The organism is Cryobacterium ruanii, assembly GCF_004404055.1.
Taxonomy (GTDB): domain Bacteria; phylum Actinomycetota; class Actinomycetes; order Actinomycetales; family Microbacteriaceae; genus Cryobacterium; species Cryobacterium ruanii.
The window spans coordinates 373,840-382,313 of record NZ_SOHK01000005.1 but is presented as its reverse complement, the minus strand read 5'-3'; the positions used below and the strand labels follow the sequence as shown (position 1 = coordinate 382,313).

Genomic DNA, 8,474 nt, shown 5'->3' with positions numbered 1-8,474 from the left:
AAGTCCTCAGATAGGTGATGTCACCGACCCCGACCTGGTTCAGTGCCCCGGTGTCCCATTTCCGTTTGACCGCGTCGATGGGGTAAGCGTCGGCGTGGTCAACGATCGCGGTGGTCTTCCACTTCTTCGGGCAGATACCCACCAAACCGAGGCGTTGCATGATCTTGGCGCCGGTCTTGCGGGAGATGGTTTCCCCGTCAGCACGGAGGTCGGCNAGATGGTTTCCCCGTCAGCACGGAGGTCGGCGAGGATTCTCGGAGAACCGTAAACCTCGTCGGAGTCGCCGTTAAACCACGCCACTTTCTGCTCGATGCCGTCCCGCCGAATCATGCGGTCCGAGAGCTTCCGGTCGAGCCAGACGGAGTAGCCCGATCGGGACACCTCAAGCAGGCGAACCATGCGGGTGATCGTGAAATTGATCTTCTCCACCAGTATCAGTTTGAACGCTTTGCGCTCGTATCCGACGCTTCCTGGGCGAAGAAGATAGACGCTTTTTTAGAAACGCCCGATCAAGTTTCAGGTCCGCGTTCTCTTTCCGCAACCGGAGGAGGTCGGCCCGTTCCGACTCGGTGACTCCGGTCTCGCCGGTGTCATTTCGGGCCTTGAAAGCGCTGACCTACCGGCCCAGCGATGCTTCGTTGATACCGAGGTCGCGGGCCACAGTCGCGACCGCCCTGCCCGTGTCGATCACCAGCTTCACGGCCTCGTTTTTGTACTCAGGAGTGAACTCCCTGCGTGTCTTTCCCATGTGAACATTCTCTCTTGTGAGGTGTCCACTCAACGGGGGCAAGGCCATAGTGAGATATGGGGAGTATGGAAAGAACCAATCGGTCCATGAGTCTGGGGCCAAGCTTGCAGACAGTGATCGGTAGGTTGCGGCAGAAGTGACGTAACCCGACGGAGTCGATTCTGGTTTCCCTATATGCTCACCATTTGCTTTCGCGAGCAGTTCGTGTCGCGAACCGGGGAAAACAACTCGTTCAGCGTGGCGGATGCATGCGCAGCGCTCGACCTCCTGGACCAACGCGTGGCAGGGGCCGAAGTTAACAGCCTCTGAGGCAAGCTTTAGATCGGAGTGTCCGCTAGCCGTCCGGCTTACGGTCGTGAGTTGTGTGGGGAGGCAACGTGAGGCACTCACCACATCACGGTCATGAGTTGTGTGAAGAGTCAACGTGAGGCACTCACCACATTACGGACGCCTCGGTCGAGGCGAGAGGCCGAGGTGCCGATTGGAAATCGCAGGGATGAGCCGTGGCTTTGCCTTGCGGCTGGACCGGCGAAAGTTGGGTTGAAAGATCGGGTAAAAGGCACTTGACTCCCCCATTTGGGGGTCATACACTAATCGCGAACTGCGTGGGAGTGCTTCCCGAGGACTTGCGTTGTGGCCACGCCGACTCCGAGAGGACCCTCATGTCAACCCCCGACGTGCCGTCAGTTTCACGCTTCTTCCGCGCCACTGCTGTGTTTGTGGCTGCCCTGTTGGTGGGAATCATGCTTCCGTTGGGGGCTGCGCAACCAGCTTCTGCCGCCACCGTGAATGTGGATCTCGGCGAACGATGCGTGCTGAGGGTCGACGCTGAGTACTCGCTGGCGTCAGGCTTGAGCATCTCGCCCGCCACTCGGAACTTGGAAGTGGTGCTGCCGCCGATGCTGTGGGACATCGGTCATTCATTGTCGTGGACGCTGACGGGGCCGAATGGCAGCACCAGCAGTTTCGAGGAGGACGTGCCTGCGGGAGCTCAGAGCTTCGTGGTGCCCATCGGGGCGGAGCTCTTCACTCCTGGACAGCCGACACAAGGCCAATTTGAGTTGAAGTTCTGGGGTTTTCGCAGCAAGTGTCCACACGATAACAGTGAGACCGTGACTGAGACAAACTTCGTCGCCGACTTGGCGATTGCGGCGACGGGACCAGTTGACGCGCGCATCGAGTTGACCGAGGACAATGCCACGAGCAGCACCGGTGGCGATCCGTACGACGCGAAGTTCTCATATGCCGACCCTGCGTTTCCCGGAACTGTGGATGCGCAATGGGGTGACACGATCTCGATTGAGGCTCCTGCTGGCTTTTGGCTCAGCGGCCCAGAAGGGCGTTGGACCAACCCGCAGGCAGATGCATTGCTGCAAACGAGCGTTGAAGGCGGAGATTGGTTCTCGCTGTCACCCAGCATCTCGTCAGACGGTTCCACCGCGCGGGTGACACTTCCCATGGCGCCGTCTCCGCCATCGCCCGGAAACGAGGACTACTGGATCGACGGAGTTGGCGACCTGACGATCAAGCTCTCCGAAAACGAAACGTGGTCGTCCAGCTCAGTTTCCGCTAATCAATCTCTCAGCCTTCCCACGCCCGCTGTGCAAGGAACGGAACCGGAGATTGAGGGTGTTCCCGCCGTCGGTAGAACGCTTACCGCGATTCCGGGAACGTGGGAGGAGTATGCATATCTCTCCTACCAGTGGATGCGGGACGGTGTCCCAATCGATGAATATTGGGACGCCACAACGGCCACTCACGTCGTCGGGACTCTGGACGCCGGCACGCGCTTGACGGTTTCAGTCACTGGGTCGAACGCAACCCGCATTCCGACGACTTTGACCAGCGCTCCCACGGCGCTCGTTCCCGCGTCGGTGCCGGGTCAGATGTCCACCCCGTCTACGGTCATGGCCAGTCAATCCGCCACGGTGTTGTGGAGTCTGCCCTACGCTGACGGCGCATCTCCGATCACTGGGTATCGGGTGAGGACGTATACGGCAGGTGGATTGATCAAGACCCAGACTGCCCCGGCCACTGCGAGAACAGCTGTCGTCACGGGGCTCATCGACGGCACGGCTTACTCATTCGATGTGGCGGCGATCAACGCTATCGGGGCCGGACCGGCGTCGGGCCGTAGCGCTGAGACGAGCTATGTCGCAGACACGACAGCGCCGACAGTGAGGACAGTGATCCCCGTCAGCGGTTCAAGCGGCGCCACCCTCGACGGGAATGTTCGCGCGACATTTAGCGAAGGCGTTATCGGCTTGACCGCAACGTCTTTCGTGCTGAAGCAGGGAACGACGACAGTCGCAGGATCGGTCACGTTGGTGGGAGAGGCGCTGACCTTCGATCCTGCGGCGAGTCTGCTGCCCGATCGAACCTACACAGCAACCATCGCCGGGCTGAAGGACCCGTCAGGCAACACGATGGTGACCAAGACCTGGTCCTTCATCACTGGCCCGGCTCCTGTCGTGACCGCGACCAGTCCCGCATCCGGTGCCACTGGCGCGAGCCAGACCGGTGATGTCTCAGCAGTCCTGAGCGAACCAATCGTCTCCTTCACCGCAGCGAACTTCACCCTGCGTCAGGGGACGACATCGGTAGCCGGTGCCGTCTCCTACGACGCGGCCACTCGGACGGCGCGGTTCAACCCGACCTCAACGCTGCCCGCCGACCGCCCCTTCACGGCCAGCGTGTTCGGCATCAAGGATGCCGCCGGAAACCTCATGTCGACGAAATCCTGGGTGTTCACCACCGGTCCGGCACCGACGGTGCTGAGTTCAACGCCGGAAAGTGCCGCGCGGGCAGTCGCACAGTCGACGGATGTGTCGGCGATATTCAGCGAAGCGATCACCGGCCTCAACAGCAGCACCTTCACATTGCGGCAGGGTACGACTCCGGTGGCGGCCGGTGTCATGTATGACCCGACCACGCGCACAGCGACGCTTGACCCGTCCGAGCAGCTCGCTCTCGACACGAGCTACACCGCGACCCTGACCAGAATCAAGGACGCTGCCGGAAACGTACTGGCCGACCGAGTGTGGACGTTCACGACGGGGCCCCAACCGACGGTGACCACCGTCAGCCCCGCTGCGGGAGCCACCGGAGTGGCCCCGGGCACAAATACCGCTCCCACACCCGTGACGGCAGCGTTCAGCGAAAGCGTGACAGGCCTGAGTTCCACCACCTTCACGCTCCAACGCGGCTCGACCAGCATCGCTGGTGCCGTGACCTACAACGCGACCACACGCGTTGCAACGTTGACACCCTCGAGCGCACTACTGGGGGCGACGACCTACACCGCCACCCTCACCGGAGGTATCGCCGACACCGCCGGGAACCCGCTCACCGTCAAGACGTGGAGTTTCACGACGGGCAACGTTACATCCGTCCCGACCGTGGTCTCGACCAATCCCACCTCGACATCCACCGGAGTCGCCCTCGGAACGTCGACAGCGCGCACTCCGATCACGGTCAATTTCAGTGAACCTGTTTCCGGAGTGAGCACAAGCACCTTCACCGTCAAACAGGGCACCACGGCTGTCGCCGGCGCGGTCACCTACAACTCCACGACCCGCGTGGCCACCTTCACCCCGGCCGGTCCACTACTCGCCGACCGCACCTACACGGCGTCCGTGACGTCCGGAATCAAGAGCGCAAGCGGTGGCGCGCTTGCTGCGGCCCAGAGTTGGAGTTTCATCACCGGGCCACGTCCGACGATCACCTCGAAAAGCCCGGCATCGGTAGCCACCGGTGTCAGCCGGACCGCGAACGTGACCGCCACCTTCAGCGAAGCGGTCACCGGCCTGCCAACCACCGCGGCCTCGACCACGGTCATGACCATTAAGCAGACGGTCTCCGGCACCGCTACAGCGGCCGTCGTGAGCTACAACGCCACGACGAGGGTGGCCACACTCAACCCGTCCAGCACGCTGTTGGCCAACACCCAATACACAGCCACCATCACGAGCGGCGTTCGGGACGTGGCGGGCAACCGTCTGAGCCCGGTGACATGGAACTTCACAACGGGGTCATGATTCGTGGCGGCAGCGAGTGGGTCCCGGTCACACCATAAAAGACAAACGTCCGAAATCCACACGTGTCATGCTAAAACAACGTGCGCGATGTCGCGGTGCGTTCAACGTTTGGGCACAATCGGTCTGCGCCTCGAAGCGAAGATTCATGCCGAGTGAGCAACCGGCTCACCTAAGAAACAGATGCTGTTGCATCCACAAATGAGTGTCCGTAAGACGTTCCCAGTAGGGGATGGCGTTAGCTGCCCTCCCTCAAGCAGGGCCGCCGATCGTCTCATAACCAAAGTGCCTCACAACGCTAGGGCTGCGAGAGAGAACGGCGAGAAAGATTCAAGCTCTTTACAGCTCGGCACCCGGACCACCGATCCGGGAAAGCGTCAGCAAAGGTTGACGACAATCTGAAATCATTTATACGTTCGCTTTCGTGACAACACGATCGTACCTTCGATGAAGACAGAATTTGTCACGCAACCAGTCATTTATTCTGCGTCTCGCAGACCAAACACGATTCGTCTTGCGCGATGGATATGGGTGTAACTAGCGCCCTTTGGCGGCGTTCTATCGGCCGTCTGGAGCAATTTAGCAGGTCGCACTAACCTACTCTCCGCGGTTGGTACCCAGCGCGCGTGCCTTCGCTATGCGATATTCGTCATCGTCAAGCGCGCCCGATGCGCGCAGACGTGCGAGCTCTGACAGCTCAGAAGTCAGCGAATCTCTCTCAATCATGGTTGGCTTTGCGTCTCTCTCCGAAGCTGGATCCACATCGACATCAGCGAGTTGGAGGAAATAATGAATCGCCGCGATGAGAACGATAAGACCAACCACTATCGCGACAATCGCGCCAACTCGCGGGCCGACGGCCTCCGTAGAGCACGAACCAGCAGTAAAGAAGTTGGAAGATTCGGCTGGGATGAATGGCGCACCACAGTCCCCACTAATAGGAAAGAAACCCCAGATAGCGCCGGAAATAATGATTGCAGACCCTGCGAGGATTCCCCAAATGTTGGCCGATTTGTCGGACGAACGACTTGATCTCATGGGCTTATGATACTGCGCGCTGTCGCCTGGTCCTGGTCGGCGTCTGCCCATGTTTTAATCGTGTCGACTCCGTCAAGCTGGCGGACGGTGTTCTGGTCGAGGGTGCTGATTCGCACGTATCCGACTCGTTGACCCGTCACGGGGATCTCCCGCCTGGTGTGTCAGGTTGAATTTTGAGACCTGGCGATGAGGGCTGTCAATCATTTCGGATCAGACTCTATCCGGACGGCACGGAAAACTTGCACCTGACGCCTAGTTGGGGTACACCCTAAGTTGACAACTGGATTGCACAGCCTGCGTCCAAACTCGCCGCTAGAGGTAGAGCCCACTGGACGAAGAATCGCACGAACCATCGTGACATCAACGATCAGTGCGCTGACGCTGATTTCTGCGCGTTCCCAAAAAACTCCAAGCGCCAGGAAAGGGGGGCCCAGTACGCGGCCCGCCATAAGTGGAACGCGCCGACTCCTGAGCAAACTTGTCGCGCATACCCTGCCCGCAACACGGGCACGAGCTCAGCACGAGTTCATTCATGATCTCGCAGTCTCGCAACCCTTGATTTGATTCAAAAACATAACCCCTGGATTCGATACATGGTTGTGAGACTCCCCAGCCCTGTGATTCCATCGATCTCCGGAAAGCTCGGGACTCGCTGGCGAGACGCCTCATAACCGACCGGTCATGAGACGTCTCATCGGCTCAGGCTTTGTTGCCTGTATATCGATTTCGAGCGCGCGCGAACAAATTGATACTGACGTTCAACTTCGGCCTGTCAGCACAGACGACGGAGTTCGGCGACCGGTATTGCTACCCCAACGACGATCCAGGTGCCTGTTCAAAGCTCCCTCGGCGTGGGAGATTCACCCGTCGCCCGCATCGACACTTCTGCGGCGCCCTAAACCTCTCTCGCGCATCCGCATCATCGATCGCAGGAGCTCCTCTGTATATTCAGGCACCAAGCACCTCATCGAGGATCTCGGCCGTCACCGGGTCGACCACGTCGGCCGTGACTACGTAGCTGTTGCGCGTGGTCTGCTCGTTGGCGTGGCCGAGAAGTCGAGAGGCCAATGTGATCCCTGCCGCCCGCTCGATCAGGGTCGCGGCCGTACGCCGGTAGATGTGCGTGGTGTACTCGGCGACGTCGACGCGCAGCTCCACCAGATTAAACCGTTCATCCTCAACAAATGCGCGCAGCAGCCGCTCGTAGTTGCTAACGCTCAACGACCGGCCGGTCTTGGTGGGAAACAGGAACGCCTCCGGATCCGCCTCGGCAAGCGCCAGGCGGCGCCGCACCGCCGCCGCGGCCATCGACGGCAAGGCAATACTTCGCCGTTGCCGAGAGCGCTTGGGAGAATTCTTTCGGTGCGTCCCCTGCGCCTTAGTACTCACGATCGTGCCGTTCACAAGGAGCGTCGGCGGCAGGGTCGTCATGTCCACATCACAGCGGCGCAGACCGATGCACTCACCGACGCGCAGTGAAGTGCCGATCATGATGTCCATGCCGTCGATCAGTGCACGGTAGTTGGGGCGCGGTCCGTCGTCGCGTGTAAGCCGCCACACCTGCATGCGCCCGCGAATGGCAGTGATTTGCGCGGGCGTGAGGGCGGATTCCTTGCGCGGTGACATCGGCAGGCGTTGTACGTCGCGTACGGGGTTCTGCACCAGAGCATCGTCGCGCACGGCATATCCACACACGAGACTAAGCACTGCACGCGCTCGACGTGCTTTCGAGATCGTTTCTTCCTCCAAAATTCGCTGGAGGATGCGATCGCAGCGACCGACGGTGAGGTGCTCGAGCCGCACTCCCCCGCACCGCGGCACGATGATCACACGAGCTGTCGTCTCATACGATTCGTAGGTCGAGTACGACAGGCTGCCCGCCTTGGCTCGGGTGAGTACTTGCGACAGCCAAAGTTCTATCGCGTCGGCGATCGTGCTCGACGGCGAGAGCGCTCCGGCACCACCCGTCGCCATAGCCCTGGCCTGTCGGTGAACTTCGGCCCGTGCCTCGTCTTCGGTTCTGGCGGTGACCCCAATGCGGTGAAGGCGACCACTGTCGTCACGAGTGGATGCGCGAGCTCGGTATCGCCCGCTCGGCAGCACGTCGATGACGATACTGCCCAACTCGCCGGCGAGGATCTGGGGTCTAACCATGTCGGTGCTCACGCACCCAGGTGAGCACGTCCTGCACGTCGTACCGCACGAGCCGGCCGAGCTTGATATAGGGCGGCCCGGTCTGCATCAGGCGCCAGTCCTCGAGCGTGCGCTCGGGCATTCGCAGCAGCTCGGAAAGCTCGCGCTGGGTGAGAAACGTCGGAGTGATTTGCGTTGTCGCGTCCATGCACAACAGGTGCACGGCTGAAGCCGTGAGCAGCCCGACTATGCCGCGACGAGCCCGTATTTGCCCGGGCAGCCAAGCGCCTAACCCACTACAGAAGGGGGTTATTGGTCTGTTTCTGGTCACAGAGCCCGTTTTGGGCCTGTTCGACAGGGTGGGCGATAATTGATTTCGCCGCGGAATCCTGCGCCTTTTAGTGCTGGGGTACCTGGACTCGAACCAAGAACAAATGAACCAGAATCATCCGTGTTGCCAATTACACCATACCCCAATGCCTAATCCGAAGATCGGGCCGAGTAGAAGCCTAGCCCACTCG

At 60.5% G+C, this 8,474-nt stretch carries 5 protein-coding genes and 1 tRNA gene; 1 reads left to right on the top strand and 5 read right to left on the bottom strand.

Features of this window, described 5'->3' with window-relative positions; genetic code table 11:
* Positions 1-616: 616 nt before the first annotated feature.
* The gene (locus E3T47_RS03285) at positions 617-748 is read right to left on the bottom strand and encodes a transposase (protein ID WP_166805591.1); all 132 of its coding nucleotides are present in this window, start codon (positions 746-748) and stop codon (positions 617-619) included.
* Positions 749-1,860: 1,112 nt separating this feature from the next.
* Between E3T47_RS03285 and E3T47_RS03280 the strand changes: the two genes are divergently transcribed.
* Entirely contained in the window at positions 1,861-4,785 is a 2,925-nt protein-coding gene (locus E3T47_RS03280; protein WP_166805590.1) for an Ig-like domain-containing protein, read from the top strand.
* 594 nt (positions 4,786-5,379) lie between these two features.
* Here the strand turns inward: E3T47_RS03280 and E3T47_RS03275 are convergent.
* From E3T47_RS03275 to E3T47_RS03255, 4 genes are all read right to left on the bottom strand, one after another.
* The gene (locus E3T47_RS03275; protein WP_134554204.1) at positions 5,380-5,820 is read right to left on the bottom strand and encodes an SHOCT domain-containing protein; all 441 of its coding nucleotides are present in this window, start codon (positions 5,818-5,820) and stop codon (positions 5,380-5,382) included.
* A 948-nt stretch (positions 5,821-6,768) separates the two neighbouring features.
* Positions 6,769-7,974 (bottom strand): tyrosine-type recombinase/integrase, encoded by a 1,206-nt coding sequence (locus E3T47_RS03265; protein ID WP_134554202.1) that lies wholly within the window; start codon positions 7,972-7,974, stop codon positions 6,769-6,771.
* Entirely contained in the window at positions 7,967-8,161 is a 195-nt protein-coding gene (locus tag E3T47_RS03260) for a helix-turn-helix transcriptional regulator (protein WP_134554200.1), read from the bottom strand. Before E3T47_RS03260 ends, E3T47_RS03265 begins: the two co-directional genes overlap by 8 nt.
* A gap of 196 nt (positions 8,162-8,357) precedes the next feature.
* Positions 8,358-8,429, bottom strand: a tRNA-Gln gene (locus E3T47_RS03255).
* Between the last annotated feature and the right edge of the window lie 45 nt (positions 8,430-8,474).

What these genes read in the sequence shown, in the direction of transcription:
- E3T47_RS03275 (WP_134554204.1), bottom strand. Translation starts at nt 5,820, where the DNA reads ATGAGATCAAGTCGTTCGTCCGACAAATCGGCCAACATTTGGGGAATC.
- E3T47_RS03285 (WP_166805591.1), bottom strand. Translation starts at nt 748, where the DNA reads ATGGGAAAGACACGCAGGGAGTTCACTCCTGAGTACAAAAACGAGGCC.
- E3T47_RS03260 (WP_134554200.1), bottom strand. Translation starts at nt 8,161, where the DNA reads ATGGACGCGACAACGCAAATCACTCCGACGTTTCTCACCCAGCGCGAG.
- E3T47_RS03265 (WP_134554202.1), bottom strand. Translation starts at nt 7,974, where the DNA reads ATGGTTAGACCCCAGATCCTCGCCGGCGAGTTGGGCAGTATCGTCATC.